The organism is Burkholderia sp. AW49-1, from assembly GCF_053427845.1.
Genome location: NZ_JBSAXF010000042.1, coordinates 1 through 15,143, shown reverse-complemented (window position 1 = coordinate 15,143; position 15,143 = coordinate 1). Strand labels below are relative to the sequence as shown.

General features: G+C 67.7%; 17 protein-coding genes and 1 pseudogene. 10 read left to right on the top strand and 8 right to left on the bottom strand.

Features of this window, described 5'->3' with window-relative positions; translation table 11 throughout:
- Nucleotides 1–95: 95 nt before the first annotated feature.
- The 4 genes from ACV22W_RS31265 (at nt 96) to ACV22W_RS31250 (ending at nt 4,492) form a co-directional block, all read left to right on the top strand.
- Nucleotides 96–1,304, top strand: coding sequence for a porin (locus ACV22W_RS31265; RefSeq protein ID WP_448023267.1), 1,209 nt, complete (start codon nt 96–98; stop codon nt 1,302–1,304).
- Between the two features lie 188 nt (nt 1,305–1,492).
- Nucleotides 1,493–2,731: an ABC transporter substrate-binding protein gene (locus ACV22W_RS31260; RefSeq protein WP_448023265.1), complete on the top strand. Its 1,239-nt coding sequence runs from the start codon at nt 1,493–1,495 to the stop codon at nt 2,729–2,731.
- 34 nt (nt 2,732–2,765) lie between these two features.
- On the top strand, nt 2,766–3,635 hold the full coding sequence (locus ACV22W_RS31255) for a carbohydrate ABC transporter permease (RefSeq protein ID WP_448023263.1): 870 nt from the start codon (nt 2,766–2,768) through the stop codon (nt 3,633–3,635).
- Nucleotides 3,632–4,492 (top strand): carbohydrate ABC transporter permease, encoded by an 861-nt coding sequence (locus ACV22W_RS31250; RefSeq protein ID WP_448023261.1) that lies wholly within the window; start codon nt 3,632–3,634, stop codon nt 4,490–4,492. The genes ACV22W_RS31255 and ACV22W_RS31250 overlap by 4 nt, the downstream gene beginning before the upstream one ends.
- A 9-nt stretch (nt 4,493–4,501) precedes the next feature.
- Here ACV22W_RS31250 and ACV22W_RS31245 read toward each other — a convergent pair whose 3' ends face one another.
- The gene (locus tag ACV22W_RS31245) at nt 4,502–5,524 is read right to left on the bottom strand and encodes a LacI family DNA-binding transcriptional regulator (protein ID WP_448023259.1); all 1,023 of its coding nucleotides are present in this window, start codon (nt 5,522–5,524) and stop codon (nt 4,502–4,504) included.
- A 6-nt stretch (nt 5,525–5,530) separates the two neighbouring features.
- Between ACV22W_RS31245 and ACV22W_RS31240 the strand changes: the two genes are divergently transcribed.
- Entirely contained in the window at nt 5,531–6,463 is a 933-nt protein-coding gene (locus tag ACV22W_RS31240; protein WP_448023258.1) for a phosphatidylinositol-specific phospholipase C, read from the top strand.
- Nucleotides 6,464–6,712: 249 nt separating this feature from the next.
- Complete coding sequence (locus ACV22W_RS31235) at nt 6,713–7,141, top strand: hypothetical protein (protein WP_448023256.1); 429 nt, start codon at nt 6,713–6,715, stop codon at nt 7,139–7,141.
- 90 nt (nt 7,142–7,231) lie between these two features.
- Here the strand turns inward: ACV22W_RS31235 and ACV22W_RS31230 are convergent, their stop codons facing one another.
- Nucleotides 7,232–7,843, bottom strand: a complete 612-nt coding sequence (locus ACV22W_RS31230; protein WP_059699007.1) for a LysE family translocator — start codon at nt 7,841–7,843, stop codon at nt 7,232–7,234.
- Nucleotides 7,844–7,926: 83 nt separating this feature from the next.
- Here ACV22W_RS31230 and ACV22W_RS31225 point away from each other — a divergent pair, with 83 nt between their 5' ends.
- On the top strand, nt 7,927–8,454 hold the full coding sequence (locus tag ACV22W_RS31225) for a GNAT family N-acetyltransferase (RefSeq protein ID WP_448023254.1): 528 nt from the start codon (nt 7,927–7,929) through the stop codon (nt 8,452–8,454).
- A 15-nt stretch (nt 8,455–8,469) separates the two neighbouring features.
- Here ACV22W_RS31225 and ACV22W_RS31220 read toward each other — a convergent pair whose 3' ends face one another.
- The 3 genes from ACV22W_RS31220 to gcvA form a co-directional block, all read right to left on the bottom strand.
- Complete coding sequence (locus tag ACV22W_RS31220; RefSeq protein WP_448023253.1) at nt 8,470–9,531, bottom strand: alkene reductase; 1,062 nt, start codon at nt 9,529–9,531, stop codon at nt 8,470–8,472.
- A gap of 71 nt (nt 9,532–9,602) precedes the next feature.
- Nucleotides 9,603–9,911, bottom strand: coding sequence for an ArsR/SmtB family transcription factor (locus ACV22W_RS31215; RefSeq protein WP_044846683.1), 309 nt, complete (start codon nt 9,909–9,911; stop codon nt 9,603–9,605).
- Nucleotides 9,912–10,055: 144 nt separating this feature from the next.
- Nucleotides 10,056–10,955, bottom strand: a complete 900-nt coding sequence (gene gcvA / locus ACV22W_RS31210; protein ID WP_448023251.1) for a transcriptional regulator GcvA — start codon at nt 10,953–10,955, stop codon at nt 10,056–10,058.
- A 121-nt stretch (nt 10,956–11,076) separates the two neighbouring features.
- On the opposite strand from gcvA, the gene ACV22W_RS31205 reads away from it, so the two are divergent.
- Entirely contained in the window at nt 11,077–11,781 is a 705-nt protein-coding gene (locus ACV22W_RS31205) for an SDR family oxidoreductase (protein ID WP_448023250.1), read from the top strand.
- Between the two features lie 27 nt (nt 11,782–11,808).
- Here the strand turns inward: ACV22W_RS31205 and ACV22W_RS31200 are convergent, their stop codons facing one another.
- The 3 genes from ACV22W_RS31200 to ACV22W_RS31190 all read right to left on the bottom strand — a co-directional run bounded on the left by ACV22W_RS31200 (nt 11,809) and on the right by ACV22W_RS31190 (nt 14,358).
- Nucleotides 11,809–12,948 carry a patatin-like phospholipase family protein gene (locus ACV22W_RS31200; RefSeq protein WP_448023248.1) on the bottom strand — a complete coding sequence of 380 codons (1,140 nt, stop codon included), beginning with the start codon at nt 12,946–12,948 and terminating at the stop codon, nt 11,809–11,811.
- Between the two features lie 100 nt (nt 12,949–13,048).
- Complete coding sequence (locus ACV22W_RS31195) at nt 13,049–13,390, bottom strand: cupredoxin domain-containing protein (RefSeq protein ID WP_448023247.1); 342 nt, start codon at nt 13,388–13,390, stop codon at nt 13,049–13,051.
- A 23-nt stretch (nt 13,391–13,413) separates the two neighbouring features.
- Nucleotides 13,414–14,358 (bottom strand): metallophosphoesterase family protein, encoded by a 945-nt coding sequence (locus ACV22W_RS31190; protein WP_448023246.1) that lies wholly within the window; start codon nt 14,356–14,358, stop codon nt 13,414–13,416.
- Nucleotides 14,359–14,613: 255 nt separating this feature from the next.
- Here ACV22W_RS31190 and ACV22W_RS31185 point away from each other — a divergent pair, with 255 nt between their 5' ends.
- The gene (locus ACV22W_RS31185) at nt 14,614–14,838 is read left to right on the top strand and encodes a phosphate transporter (RefSeq protein WP_448023245.1); all 225 of its coding nucleotides are present in this window, start codon (nt 14,614–14,616) and stop codon (nt 14,836–14,838) included.
- 80 nt (nt 14,839–14,918) lie between these two features.
- Nucleotides 14,919–15,143 (top strand): annotated as a pseudogene (locus tag ACV22W_RS31180) (sulfonate ABC transporter permease); the annotation flags it as partial.

Genomic DNA, 15,143 nt, shown 5'->3' with positions numbered 1-15,143 from the left:
AGGGGGCCCGAATTTTCGCTGGATAGAGTCCTGTCACCCATATCGACAACACCATCGATCTGCACTGCGAATCGATGACATCAGAGGGGCGGGACATGAAGATCGGACGAAGACTGGCCGCGAGCGCGGTCGCGCTGGGTTGCATGCACGCACATGCGCAAACCTCGGGCAGCGTGACGCTGTACGGTACCGTGGACACCGGCATCATCTATTCGACGAACCAGCAGTTCACGCGCGCCGACGGCAGCACGGGCGGCGGCCACGCATGGCAGATGGGCGGCGGCAACCTCGTGCCGTCCCGCTTCGGATTCCAGGGCGCCGAGCCGCTCGGCGGCGGACTCACCGCGGTGTTTTCGCTCGAGCAGCAGTTCCTGTCCGCGAACGGGCAGGCGCTGCAGGGCGGCACCGCGTTCAGCCGGCAAGCGTGGGTCGGGCTGCGCCAGGATTCGATCGGCACGCTCGGCCTCGGCCGCCAATACGACTCGTACACGGACATGCTCGGCGCGTACGTGTCGAGCAACAACTGGGCGACGCCGTATGGCTCGCATCTCGGCGACGTCGACAACCTGAATGCCGCGTTCAACTTCAACAACGCGGTGAAGTTCACCAGCGCGGACTTCAACGGCTTGACGTTCGGCGGCACGTTCAGCTTCGGCGGGCAGGCCGGCGATTTTTCCGCGAAGCGCGGCTATGCGGTCGCCGCGACCTACACGCTTGCGCCGGTCGCGTTTTCGGTCGGCTATCTCGACCTGCACCAGCCGCTCGACGCGGCGCTCGGCGGCGCGAACGGCTATATCGGCGACTTCGCGTGCAGCAATCCGGGCGCGATGTACTGCCTGCTCCAGGACGCCGGCTCGATGCGCGCGTTCGGCGCCGGCGGCTCGGTGACGCTCGGCGCGGCGACGGTCGCGCTGACCTACACGCACACGCGCCTCGGCGACAGCCGCTATTTCTCGACGGGCGCGCAGCCGCGCACGCAGGCGTTCACATTCGACATCGGCGAGCTGAACGTCACGTACATGTTCACGCCCGCGCTGCAGGGCGGCGTCGCGTACATCTTCAATGCCGCGCACACCGACGGGCGCGGTACGACGCGCTTCCATCAGGTCAACGTCGGCACGAACTACAGCCTGTCGAAGCGCACCGCGCTGTATGCGGTCGCGATCGGCCAGCTCGCGAGCGGCACGGGGCTCGGCACCGACGCGAACGGCAATGCGGTGAACTACGCTCAGATTCCGGTGCTCGCGAACAGCAATTCGAGCCGGCAACTCGCGGTGATGGCCGGGATTCGCGTGAACTTCTGACGGCGCGCACGTGGCGAAGCGGGCGGGGCGGCCGGCTGCGATGGCCGGCCGGTTCCGCCGTCTGCCACAAATTCTTAACGATCGACGTGAACAATGGCGTTCGCTTCAGGACGCCCGAAGCGTCGCCCGCGTTGCACACGTGTGCAACGCGAGGCCGACCCGCCACCACGCCGATCGAGAGAGACCACATGACCTTGCTGAGCCGCCTGCGCGCGCTGTCCGCCGCCGTTGCGCTGTCCCTTGCCGCCTCGCACGCCTTCGCGGCGGATCTCGTCATCGCGGGCCGCGACGACATCTACGGCAAGGGGCTGGCCGACGCCGTCGCCGGCTTCACCAAGCTGCATCCGGGCACCGACATCGAGCTGCTCAAGCTGCCGAACGCGAACCTGTACCAGAAGCTGAAGCTGTCGATGCGCGAAGGCGCCGGCACGTACGACCTCGTGATGATGGACGACACGTGGGCGCCCGAATTCATCGGCAACGGCTGGCTGAAGCCGCTGCCGGTGTCGCTCGCGGACGCCGATCTCGTGCCGTCGGCGGTCGCGCTCGGCCGCAACGCGGCGGGCGCGCTGTACGCGCTGCCGATTGTCGGCAACGTCGAGATGTTCGCGTACCGGAAGGATCTGCTCGCGAAATACAAGCTGCAGCCGCCGCGCAACTGGGACGACGTGCTGAAGATCGCGCAAACCGTCGGCGGCGCGGACAAGAGCGTGTCGGGCGTCGTGTTCCGCGGCACCAAGGGCAACCCGGTCGTGACGGGCTTCCTGCCGATCCTGTGGGCCTATGGCGGCGACGTGTTCGACCGCGCCGGCAACGTGACGATCGATTCGCGTGAGTCGCAGGCCGCGCTGAAGACGTTCCTCGCGCTGAAGGCCTCCGCGCCGAAGGACGTCGACGTGTACGGCGCCGCCGAAGTGCGCGATGCGCTTCAGCGCGGCACGGCCGCGCAGTCGATCGAGGTGTGGCCGGCGTGGATTCCGGCGCTCGACGATCCGAAGCAGTCGCGCGTGGTCGGGCAGATCGCGCTGCAGCCGCCGCCCGGGCAGACGGCCGGCCCGGCGCCGATGCTCGGCATCTGGCAGATGGGCATTCCGAAGGACGCCCCGCACGCGAAGCTCGCGCAGGACTTCCTGGTTTATCTGAGTTCGCGCGATACGCAAGCGCGCCTCGCCGGGATCGGCATTCCGCCGACGCGCCGCAGCGTGTTCGCCGATCCGGCGCTGGTGCGCCAGTACCGCTGGTATCCCGATCAGCTGAAGGCGCTCGAGGCCGGCCGTGCGCGGCCGCGCGTGAAGGACTGGCAGCAGGTCGAGAGCATTCTCGGCGACCAGCTGCAGCTCGCACTGACAGGGCAGGCCGCACCCGACGCCGCGCTGCGTCAGGCGCAGCAGAAGATCGCGCAGGCGATGGCCGCGGCCGGCAAGTGACGGCTTGTCGCCACGCTTCAGCCGGAATCCGCGCATGAAAGCCCTCGGCCGCAGCCTGCCGTTCGTCGCGCTGCTCGGACCCGCGCTCCTGGTGCTGGCCGCGCTCGCGCTGTACCCGGTCGCGCAGGTGCTGATCGACTCGTTCTGCCAGGTCGACTACACGGCGGGCCGCCGCGCATTCGCGGGGCTCGCGAACTATCGCGCGGTGCTCGGCGACGACGCGTTCGCGGCCGGCTTCGGCAACACGCTGCGCTTCACGATCGCGGCATCGCTCGTCGAAGTCGCGCTCGGCTTCGGTCTCGCGCTGCTGTTCGTGCGCGCGTTTCCGGGGCGGCGCATCGCGCTGCCGCTCGCGATCCTGCCGATGATGCTGTCCACGCTCGTGTGCTCGGCGATCTGGCGCAACTGGCTCAACTTCGACGGCTTCCTCAACGCGCTGCTCACCGTGTTTGGCATCGAAGGCGTGCGCTGGCTGTCCGATCCGCATCTCGCGCTGTGGTCGCTCGCGCTCGTCGACGTGTGGCAGTGGACGCCGATGGCGTTCCTGATCGTGCTGGCCGGGCTGCAATCGATCCCGCAGGAGCTGTACGAAGCCGCGCGCACCGACGGCGCGAGCGAGTGGCAGTGCCTCCGCGACGTCACGCTGCCGCTCGCGGCGCCGCAGATCGGCCTCGCGCTGCTGCTGCGCTCGATCGACACGTTCAAGTTGTTCGACAAGGTCTATGCGCTGACGGGCGGCGGCCCCGGCAACGCGACGCAGACGCTGTCGACCTACATCTACGACACGGGCTTCCGCTTCTTCAACGTCGGACCGGCGAGCGCCGCGTCGGTGCTGATGCTCGCGGCGTCTGCGCTGCTTGTTTCGGGGTACGTATGGCAGACGGTTCGCAAGCGGCGCGCATGACGGCGCGATTCGCGGGCATCGCGCACGCGCGAACGGGGGGCGCATTCGGTCGAGCGGCGCCATGGATTCTGCGCGCCGCCGCGCTCGCGCTGTTGCTGCTGCCGTGCCTGTGGATGGCCGGCGCGGCGTTCATGCCGACGCTCGAGCGCCTCGATCATCCGCTGCGGATCGTGCCGGCCGCGCCGACGCTCGAGCATTTCGCGTCGGTCTGGTCGAACGGCATCGGCGCGCCGCTCGCCAATTCGCTGCTGGTCGGGTTCGGCACGACGCTGCTCGCGCTGACGCTCGCGTTTCCGGCCGCGTATGCGCTCGTGCGGCTGCGGTTTCCGGCCCGGCTTGATTTGCTGTTCCTGATGCTCGTGCTGGCTCTGAAGCTGATGCCGCCGATCACGATCGCGGTGCCGCTGTTCGCGCTCGCGAAGCGGCTGCATCTGCTCGATTCGACGCTCGGGCTGATGCTCGCTTACCAGATCTACGCGTTGCCGATGGCGATCTGGATGCTGCTCGCGTTCGTGCGCGACGTGCCGGTCGAATACGAGGAGGCCGCATGCATCGACGGTGCGGGGCTCGCGCGGCGGCTCGTGCAGATCGTGCTGCCGCTGTGCGCGCCGGGGTTGATCGCGACCGCGATCTTCGTGTTCATCGCTGCCTGGAACGAGTTCCTGATCGCGCTGCTGTTCGTGTCGACGCCGAGCCGCTTCACGCTGCCGCTCGCAATCGCCGGCTACGTGACGGAGAACGGCATCGACTGGGGCGACCTGATGAGCGCGGGGCTGCTGGCGTCGCTGCCGACGCTTGCCGTGGCCGGCTACGTGCAACGCTACCTGCTGCGCGGCTTCGCGGGCGGGCTGAAGTGACGCGACACGTTACGCGCAGCTGTGCCGGACCACGTGCGTAACCGGCACGACGCGCGTGCGCGATGCGCCGTCGAACGTCTGGATCCGGTCGGCGAGCAGATCGACGGCCGCGTGCGCGAGGCCTTGCGTGTCCTGGCGCAGCGTCGTGAGCCGATACGCGCCGTATTCGGCGGCGGGAATGTCGTCGAAGCCGATCACGCGCAGCTCGTCGGGCACGCGCAGGCCGAATGCGTCGCGGGCGGCGTCGATCACGCCGAGCGCGAGCAGGTCGGACGAGCAGAACACGCCGTCCGGGCGCTCGCCGGATGCGAACAGTTGCCGCGCGGCGTCGATGCCGCATGCATGCGTATCGGAGTGCGTATCGATCACGTGGACGAGCGCCGCATCGAACGCGTCGCCGCGTTGCAGCGCCTGCCCGAACGCATCCGCACGTGTGCGTGCGCTGTAGCTCGCGGTGCGCGGCCCGACGAACGCGAGCCGGCGCGCGCCGGCCCGCACGAGCCGTTGCGCGGCATGGGCGGCCCCCGCCGCGTTGTCGCTGATGACGACGTCCGCGCCCGGCAGGTTCGCTTCGCGATTGATCATCACGACGGGAATCCGGTGATCGAGATACTGCCGCGCGACCGACAGCGGCGGCGACGCGGACGTCATTACGAGGCCCGCGATCCGGTAGCTGAGCAGCCGTTCGAGCGATTGCCGGACCTGGTGCGGATCATCCGCGTTGGTGACGAGCGGCGTGAACGCGCGCTGACCGAGCGCGGCCATCAGGTCCGACAGCAGCCGCGCGCGGAACGGATTCTCGAACCCGGCCGTCACGACACCGATCATGCTGCTGCGCTGCGTGATCATGTCGCGTGCGATCAGGTTGACCTGGTAGCCGAGCGCACGCGCGGCCACCATCACGCGTTCGCGCGTTTCGGGTGCGATGCTCGCCGTCGGCGAGAACGCGCGCGATACCGCGGAGCGAGACACGCCGGCCCGCACGGCGACATCCGACGCGGTTACCCACGCTTTCCTTTCCTTGACATTCATCGATTCATGATCCCTTCGCGATACGAAGCTTCCATGCCGCTGGCCGACTGGATGTCGGCGCTCGACGACGCGTGGCCGCTGCATACGCTGACCCTACCGGGCAGCCATGACACCTGTGCGTATACGGTCGACGATCCGCTCGTGCGCACGCAACGCGCGCCGCTCGCCGCGCAGCTCGCGCACGGCGTGCGGCTGCTCGACATCCGCTGCCGGCACCGCTGCGATGCGTTCGACATCCATCACGGCGGGATCGCGCTCGGCATGTCGTTCGACGACGTGCTCGCGGACTGTGCGCGTTTTCTCGATACGCATCCGCGCGAATGCATCGTGATGTCGGTGAAGGACGAATGGCCCGCGCAGGCGTGCACACGCAGTTTCGATGCGACGTTCGATGCACATCGTGCACGGCACCCGAGGTTGCGCTGGCACGCGGGCGGCGCGCTGCCGGCGCTCGGCGACGTGCGCGGCGCGGTGGTGTTGCTGCGGCGGTTCCGCAGCAGCCGGCCGCTGGGCGTCGACCTGACCGCGTGGCCCGACAACGCGACCTTCACGATCGATCATCCCGATGCGGCGTTCGTGATCCAGGACGAATACCGCGTGCCCGTTGCCGGATCGATCAACTACAAGTGGCGCGTGATCGATGCGCTGCTGACCGGCATGCCGTCGCCGGAAAGCGGCCGCTGGGCGATCAATTTCTGCAGCGGTACGGGGATGGGCGCGAATCCGTCGGTGGTCGCGCGCGGCGACGGCAGGGTGCAGGGGATTCAGGTGCGGCTGGCGGAGCGGTTGCGCGCGCAACGTGGTTCGTATGGCGCGATGCTGCTCGATTTCTGCGACGACGATGACTGGGCATTGGTGCGGGCACTGGTTGAATGCAACGATCGCGTGCCCGAACCGGGTGGCGCGCGCAGGCTGGCCCGCGATTCCCGCTGCCCGTGAAGATCGGCACGTTGCCGAATGTGTGACGAGCGGGCCATGTTGCGAAACGAGGCCGATGGATAAGGTTGAACCGTCCGTGGCGGGCGCGATTCGATCGAGTCCGCCGCGGATATCCGGATGTTTCTCAACTCGGCGGGAGGCAACGGGCACGTGTGCCCGGCATCGCGCCGGCCCATGAACGTCGTCGTGGAAAGCAGCGCCTGCTTCGCCGCGCACTGTCCACGACGCAGGAACGCAAGGAGAGAGGTCATGGCAACGCTCGTCAACATCATGCAGGGCACCCCGAACGCGGTGCAGATCTGGGGCTTTCACGGCCCGTGCAACGTCAGGGACGTCGCAGCGGCATTGAATACCATCGCGTCAGGATTGAGCGGTGACGGTCACACGATTCACATCATGTCGGGAACGCACGGCTATTGCGCGGGGCAGGTCGGTGCAGTCGCCACGCGCGATCAGCGATTCGCCGCGGAAGACCGGGCGCTGGCTTCGCCGAAGACGAAGGACAACAAGCCGGTGGCGGTTGCGGTACACGACTTCAATACGGCGAAGCTGCCCGCGCCGGATTACGTGACGGCGGCGATGGCGAAGCTGAACGGCGACATGCGCGCGATCGTGCAGGGCGACGCGGGCACCGCGACGTTCCTGCTCGCGTATTGCTGCAGCGCCGGGACACCGTAACGCGCCGTCGTGCGCTGACGGGCGGGCGTGGCGGTCCGCCCCGTTTCGCAACGACGAGACGTCGTGCGGACGCGCGTGCGACCGCGCCGTTCAGCGCGTCGCGATCGCCACCGCCGCACCGGCCATCGCCGTCGCGCTCGTGCGGTTCGCGATCCGCTTCGCGCGTGCGGACGTGAGGAACGCACGCGCACGCGACGCGAGCAGCGACCAGAAGCAGTCGGCCAGGATCAGGACCGCGAGCATCGTGCCGACGAGCTCGGCCCACGCGAGGACACCGACGTGCGTCAGGTCGACGATCGTCGGCAACAGTGCGAGATAGAAGAGCATGATCTTCGGATTGCCGAGCGTGACCAGCGTGCCCGCGACGAACATGCGCCACGGCGACTGGCCGCGGGGCAGGTCGCCGGCCTTCGTGTCGGTCGGCGCGGTCCACATCTTCCACGCGAGAAACAGCAGGTACGCGACGCCGAGCAGCTTCAGCACGAGCAGGCCCGTCTCGAACGTGCGCGCGAACGCGGACAGCCCGGCAACCGCGAGCGTGAGCCACAGCGCCTCGCCGATCCACATCGCGGCGAGGAACGGCAGCACGTCTCGCACGCCGTTCGTCAGCACGCGCGCGACGAGCGCGGCGACGCTCGGGCCGGGCGTGCCGGCGGTGACGAGCAGGGCGATGGCGAACACGGCGAGCGCGGACAGCGTCATGACGAACCTCGTGGGCAGGGCGTTCGAAACGTATGAACTTTCGATTATAGTGACGGCCGTTCCCGCCTGCCTACCTCGTCGTGATGACAGTATCGATCCGGATTCGTCCCGCCACGCGGGAAGACGCGGCCGCGATGGCCGCCGTGGAAGTGGCCGCCGCCGAGCGCTTTCGCGACATCGGCATGCCCGACATCGCCGACGGCGAGCCGACCGATGCGGCCGACGTGCGGATGCGCATCGACGACGGTCGCGCGTATGTCGCGACGGACGAAGCCGGGACGTGCGTCGGCTTTGCGTTATACCGGCTGCTCGATGCGCGGCGGTTTTATCTCGAGGAGCTGGACGTCGCGCCGTCGCACGCGGGGCAGCGGATCGGCGCGCGCCTGATCGAAAGGATCATGACGCGCGCCGCGCAAGACGGCATTGAACAGGTCGTGCTGTCGACGTTCCGCGACGCGCCGTGGAATGCGCCGTACTACGCTCGCCTCGGCTTCGCCATCATCGACGATGCATCGCTTGACGACACGTTGCGCGCGATTCGCGCGCATCACGTCGCACGCGGGCTCGACGAAACGCAGCGCGTGTTCATGCACGCACACGTGCGCGCATGAACGCATCGCCGGCCGTCAGGCCGCGTCGCTGAGCGCCGGGTAGTCGGTGTAACCCGTTTCGCCTTCGGCGTAGAACGTCTCCGGCACCGGCTTGTTCAGCGGTGCGCCGAGTTCGAGGCGGCGCGGCAGGTCCGGGTTCGCGATGAACAGCTTGCCCCACGCGATCGCGTCGGCATGGCCACTCGCGAGCGTTTCCTGCGCCGATTCGAGCGTGAACTGCTCGTTCGCGATCAGCGGGCCGCCGAACGCCTCCTTCAGACGCGGGCTCAGCTGGTCGCCCGAATACGCCTCACGCGTGAAGATGAACGCGATCTTGCGGCGGCCGAGTTCGCGCGCGACGTAACCGAACGTCGCGGCCGGGTCGGAATCGCCCATCGTGTGTGCGTCGCCGCGCGGCGCGAGATGCACGCCGACACGGCCCGCACCCCACACGTCGATCGCCGCGTCGACCACTTCGAGCAGCAGGCGCGCGCGGTTCTCGATCGGGCCGCCGTACGCGTCGATGCGGAGGTTGGTGCTGTCCTGCAGGAACTGGTCGAGCAGGTAGCCGTTCGCGCCGTGGATCTCGACGCCGTCGAAGCCGGCCTTCTTCGCGTTTTCGGCGCCCTTGCGGTATGCGGCGACGATGCGCGGAATTTCATCGAGTTCGAGCGCGCGCGGCGTCACGAACGGGCGCGGAGGCCGCACGAGGCTCACGTGACCGCCCGCGGCGATCGCACTCGGCGCGACCGGCAGGTCGCCGTTCAAGAACACCGGATCCGAGATCCGGCCGACGTGCCAGAGTTGCAGGACGATGCGGCCGCCGGCCGCGTGCACGGCCTGCGTCACGCGCTTCCAGCCTTCCACCTGCTCGTCGGACCAGATGCCCGGCGTGTCCGCGTAGCCGACGCCCTGCGGCGTGACCGAAGTCGCTTCGCTGATGATCAGGCCGGCCGACGCGCGCTCGGCGTAATAGCGGGCCATCAGGTCGTTGGGCACGCGTGTGCTGCCTGCGCGGGCACGGGTGAGGGGCGCCATCACGACGCGGTTCGGCAGGGTCAGGTCGCCGAGGGTAACGGGATCGAACAGGGTGGGCATGGCAGACAACCTTTTCAGAAAGGCGGGTTTATCGCCGCGTCGTGCGCGGCGTGCGGCCCGCGTGGCCTGGGTCAGAGTTCGCGGCGCAGGGCGTCGAGAAATGCGTCGATGACGGCCTCGTTGCGTTGGAAGAACGCCCACTGGCCGATCCGCGTCGACGTCACGAGCCCCGCGCGCTGCAGCGTCGCAAGGTGCGCGGAGACGGTCGACTGCGACAGCCCGCAGCGCGCGTCGATCTGCCCGGCACATACGCCGTGGTCGTACGGCAGCGTCTGCTCTGGGAAATGCGCACCCGGCGTTTTCAGCCAGACGAGGATTTCCCGGCGCACGGGGTTCGAAAGCGCTTTCAGGATCGCGTCGATGTCGAGTTCGGTCGGCATGGAAAGGTGTGGTGTTCGGGGCGTTCGGCCGGAAAACCGGTGCAAACGGGTATCGTCGATGGGCGAATCATATATCGGAAAATTGCGATATGTGCGAAGGCACTGATGCGAGTGGGGTTGTTGATCGGTCGGAGCATCAGCGAATCACGCGCCCCCGTATTGCGTGAACAGCCAGCGGCGCATGGCCTCGAGCGCTTCCGAATGGGCATTGGCTTGCGGAAAGACGACGTAAAACCCAAGCGACATCGGAAACGAAAAATCGAACACGCGGCGCAGCCGGCCTTCCGCGATATCGCGTTCGACGAGCGGCTCGCTGGTCAGCGCGATGCCTTGACCCGCGACGGCGGCGTCGATGGCGAGCAGCGACTGGCTGAACCGTGGCCCCTTCGTCGGATCGATCTGCCCCTTTCCGCCGAGCTTCTCGATGAACTCCGGCCACAGGTCGTGCGCGTCGTGCAACAACGCATGCTTCGACAAGTCTGCGGGTGCAAGGATCGGCGGCCCGCTGTCGAGCAGTTTCGGGCTGGCGACGGCGAAGTTGTCGAGCGGAAACAGCAATTCCGCGACCATGCCGGCCGGGAACGGGGGCTTGCCGAGCCGGATCGCGATGTCGACGCCGTCGGCGCGGAACGACGCAATGCGCTCGTCGGCGATGACGCGAACCTCGATGTCGGGGTGCAGGCGGCCGAAGTCCGACAGGCGCGGGATCAGCCACTTCGACGCGAACGACGGCGTCGTGCTGACCGCCAGGACCATGGGGCGCTGGCCGAGGGCGTCCGTGGCATCGGCGATGATCTGCAGCGCGCGCTGGACCGACGAAAAATACTCGAGCCCTTCGCGCGTCAGCGCCAGCCCCCTGGGCAGCCGCCGGAACAGCCGAATCTCCACGACGTCCTCCAGATGCCTGACCTGCTGAGCCACCGCGCCCTGGGTCACGCCGAGTTCGTCGGCGGCCAGCCGGAAATTGAGGTGGCGCGCGGCGGCCTCGAACGCGCGAAGCGCATTGAGCGGCGGGAATCGACGGGTACGCGATAAAGCCTTCATGCAGTAGAAAATCTACAGTGTGGGTGGAGAAATCATCGTTCGACACGGCGATTATAGAGTCCTAGAGTAACGCTTCAGGACGACGATCGCGGCATTGAGCCGACCTATCCGGGAGAACGGCATGACTGTAGAGAAAGTGGCATTGGTGACGGCGGCGGGCAAGGGCATGGGCGCCGCGATCGCGCGGGATCTTGCGAGCAACGGCTATCGCGTCGCGCTGATGTCGCCGTCCGGCAGCGCGGTCGAGCTTGCCGGGGAACTCGGCGGTTTCGGCATGGCGGGGTCCGTCACCGAAGACGCCGACATCGAGCGTTTCGTGAACGGGACGCTCGCGAAGTACGGCCGCATCGACGCGGTCGTCAACAACACCGGGCATCCGCCGAAGGGCGACCTGCTCGCCATCGAGGACGACCAGTGGCACGCAGGGCTCGACCTGATCGTGCTCAACGTCGTTCGCGTGCTGCGCCGGGTGACGCCCGTCTTCCTGAAGCAGGGCGGCGGCGCGGTGGTCAACATTTCGAGCTTCGCGGCCGACGCGCCCGAGCAGGCGATGCCGGTGTCGTCCGCGCTGCGCGCGGCGCTGAGCTCCGTCACGCGCCTGTATGCGGATCGGTATGCGAAGGACAACATCCGCATCAATTCGGTGCTGCCCGGCTTCATCGACAGCTGGCCGGAGACGCCCGAGATCGTCGCCCGCATTCCGGCCGGTCGCTTCGGCAGGACGCAGGAGATCGCGCAGACCGTGACGTTCCTGCTGTCGGAAGGAGCCGGCTACATCACCGGGCAGAACATTCGCGTCGACGGCGGGATCGTGCGCGCACTGTAAGCGGAAGGGGGCGCGCCGCCCGCGCCATCAGTTGTGCCGCTCGCCGATCCGGTTTTCTTCCGGACTCCAGACGCTGAGCCCTTCCGTCGGGTCCATCGGCACGTCCCAGGGCCGCGCGGCGATCGCCTGCATCGTCGCGTCGAACCCGGCCTGCCGGCGGGCCGCGATGCCGGCGGGTGTGAAATCGATGTCCTTCCACTGATCGTCACCGTCGAGCCGCGGGGCCGCGAGCTTGATCACGTGCATCGTGGTCTGGCAGCCCCAGGCAGCAAGTGCCTTCACATCGGCCGACGTGCGCTCCGCCTCCGGCAGCCGCATGACCAGTTCGCGGATCACGTGGCGCAGCCGGTGAATCTGCTGCTGCCGCGCGATGTTGCTGTCCGTGCGGCTCGCGTACTGGATGTCCTTCTGCCGCTCCGACACCTGCCAGATGCTCTGCGGCTCCGGCCCGACCGGATTCCACATCTGCACCGAGAAGATGATCGAGCTGCGGCGCGGCGCGTCGTCCAGCACGACCTCGACCGGCGTATTCGAATAGATGCCGCCGTCCCAGTAGGGCGTGCCGTCGACCCGCACGGCCGGGAACGCGGGCGGCAGTGCGCCCGAGCTCATCACATGGTCGATGCCGAGCGGCCGGTCGCGCGAATCGAAATAGCGCATCGTGCCCGTGCACGCGTTGACCGCGCCGACGGTCAGTCGCGGCCGGCCTGCGTTCAGCAGGTCGAGATCGACGAGCGACGCAAGCGTGTCGCGCAGCGGCTCGACCACGTAGTACGACGCGCGCTCGACGCCGACCCGCGCCAGCGGCCCGAACCAGGCGGCGGGATTCGGCCGGAAGAATCCCGGAAGGCCCGCGCCGATGACCGCGAGTTCCGAGCCGATCTTGTCCCAGCTCGTCGGAAAGCCCGGCACGTTCATGGCGGGCCGTTCGGTGACGTGTCGCCAGAATTCGGCCATCCGTTGCGCGCGGTGTCCGGGCGCGTTGCCGGCGATCAGCGCCGCGTTGATCGCGCCGATCGACGTGCCGATGACCCAGTCGGGCTGAATGCCCGCCGCATCCATCGCCTCGAATACGCCGAGCTGGTATGCACCCAGCGCGCCGCCGCCCTGGAGCACGAGCACGACCTGGCCCGGCAGTTTCGGATGTGCGAGTTGACTTGCCGTCATCGCTTGCCTCGTGGTCGGTGACGGCCGGCGGGGGCCGGCCGGATGGAACCAGTGTAGGCGATCGTCGGGCAGCGTCCGCGGTGCCTTGCAGCGCGCCGCGTCATTCCACGGTGATGGTCTCCTTCATGTACGGATGAATCCCGCAGAACACCTTGTAGACCCCCGGCTTGTCGAAACGGAACGAGTAGGTTTCGTCCTGGTCGAGCGCTTTCGAATGGAAGATGCCCGCGTCGTTGACGACGGTATGCGGTTCCGCGTCGAGGTTTTTCCACGTGACCGTCGTGCCGGCCTTGATCGTGGTCGACATCGGCGAAAACATGAAATTGCGGATCGTCACGAGCGGGCCGGCCGGGGTCTGCGCGCATGCGGCGAGCGGCGTACCGGCGGCGGCCGCGCTCAGGATGAGCGCGGCCGCCAGCGTCGAGGGCTTGAGAAAGGTCATGTCGGTCTCCTTGCGTATCCGGATCAGGCCAGCGTCGTGTCGTGCAGCGACGCAGCGACGGGATGGCCGGCGAAGTCGACGGTCGTCACGCCGAGCATCGCGGGCAGCCGGTCGTGCGGCACCGTGAGCGGCACCGGGCCCGGGCCGTTGCCGGCGGTCGGCTGCGGGAACGCGGTGGAGCGCGCGGTGTGGAACGTCACGTTGCCCTCGACCTTCGACACGATCTGGTGGATGTGCCCGTTCAGCACGGTGACCGAGCCGAAGCGGCGCAGCAGCGCCATCGTCTGCGGCGCGTCGCCGGTGCCCCAGCCCCACGGCTCGTAGATGGTCCACATCGGCATGTGCGAGAACACGACGATCGGCGTGCTCGACGATCGCCCTTTCAGATCCTGCGCGAGCCACGCGAGCTGTTCGTCGCCGAAGCTGCCGAGCCCGTTCGGCTTGAAGTGCATCACGTTGACGAGTGCGACGAAGTGCACGCCCGCGTGATCGAAGCTGTAGTAGCCGCGGTTGTCGGACGCCTTGCCGAACCGGCTGAAGTATTCGGCGCCCGAGCCGTCGGTCACGTCGTGTTCGCCGGGCACCGTGTGCAGCTCGGGCACGCGCAGCCCGGACAGCAGTTGCGACGCGCGGTCGAATTCTTCCGCCTTGGACAGGTGCGTGATGTCGCCGGTATGGATCGCGAGCGCGGGCGCGGCAGGCATCCCGTTGACCAGATCGATGGTCTGCCCCAGCGTGGCCGCGACGTCGGGATTCGCGTCCTTGTTGAAGCCGATGTGCGTGTCGCTGATCTGCACAAACAGCGGCCGGCCCGCATTCGCGGGGAGTGGGGCGCCGCTTTGCGCGAGCGCGAGATCGAACGGTGTGAGGATGCCGCCCGACAGCGTAAACAGCGTGCCGAGGCCGCCGAACGCCATGCATTGCAGGGCCTTGCGGCGCGACGGGCGGGTGGGAGTCGATGAAGACATGTTTGCCTCGCATTCGTATGACGGAACCGGACGGCCGGATCGTCCTGGAATTAGCCGGCGCCTTCGCATGCCATACCGATGCGGAGACGGATTTATTCCCGCTTCCTTGCGAGGCCCGACGCGGCCGTTCGAGGCTTGCGGAGCGACGACGGATCGCTGACGGATGACCTGTCAATGTCCTGTAAGTGACACGTCACGTTTGCGTCATGTTCGCTCGATAGCCTGCGACACCGAATCATCTTTCCGGAGCCACTCATGGCGAATCTCGCGGCAACGGAAACCCGTGGTGCGGGCGGTCGAAGCACGCGCACCGTCGGCCTCGCATCGTTCTTTCCGAGCGTTGCCTGCGGCATCGTTCATGTCGATGCTCACCCGAGCGCGGATCCCGGTCCGGTCAAGGAACGTTCGGTCCTGCCGATCGTGCTGCGCTTCATCGCGCTGTCGGCGGCACTGCACCGGGCGATTTACACGCTGTTCTGAGCCGCGCCGGCCGATGCCATACCCGGCCGCGCGGCACGCGGCCGATCCCATCGATTTTCAATTCGACCCAGACGCTACCGATGGATATCCGTTTCTTCGATCCGAATCGCATCGCCAACGCGTCCGCGTGGCGCGTGCTCCCCAACCGCTGGGATGCGGTCGCGTTTCCGCTGATCATCGGCATACTCGCGATGGCGATCGTCGGCTTTCATGAAACGATGGCGCCGATCACGACCCTGCAGACGCAGAAGATCTCGCTCGATCCGTCGAACCTGCCCGAATACGCGTTGCGCACCACGCTGCGA

What these genes read in the sequence shown, in the direction of transcription:
- ACV22W_RS31195 (WP_448023247.1), bottom strand. Translation starts at nt 13,390, where the DNA reads ATGACCTTTCTCAAGCCCTCGACGCTGGCGGCCGCGCTCATCCTGAGC.
- ACV22W_RS31220 (WP_448023253.1), bottom strand. Translation starts at nt 9,531, where the DNA reads ATGCCCACCCTGTTCGATCCCGTTACCCTCGGCGACCTGACCCTGCCG.
- ACV22W_RS31225 (WP_448023254.1), top strand. Translation starts at nt 7,927, where the DNA reads ATGACAGTATCGATCCGGATTCGTCCCGCCACGCGGGAAGACGCGGCC.
- ACV22W_RS31215 (WP_044846683.1), bottom strand. Translation starts at nt 9,911, where the DNA reads ATGCCGACCGAACTCGACATCGACGCGATCCTGAAAGCGCTTTCGAAC.
- ACV22W_RS31260 (WP_448023265.1), top strand. Translation starts at nt 1,493, where the DNA reads ATGACCTTGCTGAGCCGCCTGCGCGCGCTGTCCGCCGCCGTTGCGCTG.
- ACV22W_RS31250 (WP_448023261.1), top strand. Translation starts at nt 3,632, where the DNA reads ATGACGGCGCGATTCGCGGGCATCGCGCACGCGCGAACGGGGGGCGCA.
- ACV22W_RS31230 (WP_059699007.1), bottom strand. Translation starts at nt 7,843, where the DNA reads ATGACGCTGTCCGCGCTCGCCGTGTTCGCCATCGCCCTGCTCGTCACC.
- ACV22W_RS31200 (WP_448023248.1), bottom strand. Translation starts at nt 12,948, where the DNA reads ATGACGGCAAGTCAACTCGCACATCCGAAACTGCCGGGCCAGGTCGTG.
- gcvA (WP_448023251.1), bottom strand. Translation starts at nt 10,955, where the DNA reads ATGAAGGCTTTATCGCGTACCCGTCGATTCCCGCCGCTCAATGCGCTT.
- ACV22W_RS31265 (WP_448023267.1), top strand. Translation starts at nt 96, where the DNA reads ATGAAGATCGGACGAAGACTGGCCGCGAGCGCGGTCGCGCTGGGTTGC.
- ACV22W_RS31205 (WP_448023250.1), top strand. Translation starts at nt 11,077, where the DNA reads ATGACTGTAGAGAAAGTGGCATTGGTGACGGCGGCGGGCAAGGGCATG.
- ACV22W_RS31255 (WP_448023263.1), top strand. Translation starts at nt 2,766, where the DNA reads ATGAAAGCCCTCGGCCGCAGCCTGCCGTTCGTCGCGCTGCTCGGACCC.
- ACV22W_RS31235 (WP_448023256.1), top strand. Translation starts at nt 6,713, where the DNA reads ATGGCAACGCTCGTCAACATCATGCAGGGCACCCCGAACGCGGTGCAG.
- ACV22W_RS31245 (WP_448023259.1), bottom strand. Translation starts at nt 5,524, where the DNA reads ATGAATGTCAAGGAAAGGAAAGCGTGGGTAACCGCGTCGGATGTCGCC.
- ACV22W_RS31240 (WP_448023258.1), top strand. Translation starts at nt 5,531, where the DNA reads ATGATCCCTTCGCGATACGAAGCTTCCATGCCGCTGGCCGACTGGATG.
- ACV22W_RS31185 (WP_448023245.1), top strand. Translation starts at nt 14,614, where the DNA reads ATGGCGAATCTCGCGGCAACGGAAACCCGTGGTGCGGGCGGTCGAAGC.
- ACV22W_RS31190 (WP_448023246.1), bottom strand. Translation starts at nt 14,358, where the DNA reads ATGTCTTCATCGACTCCCACCCGCCCGTCGCGCCGCAAGGCCCTGCAA.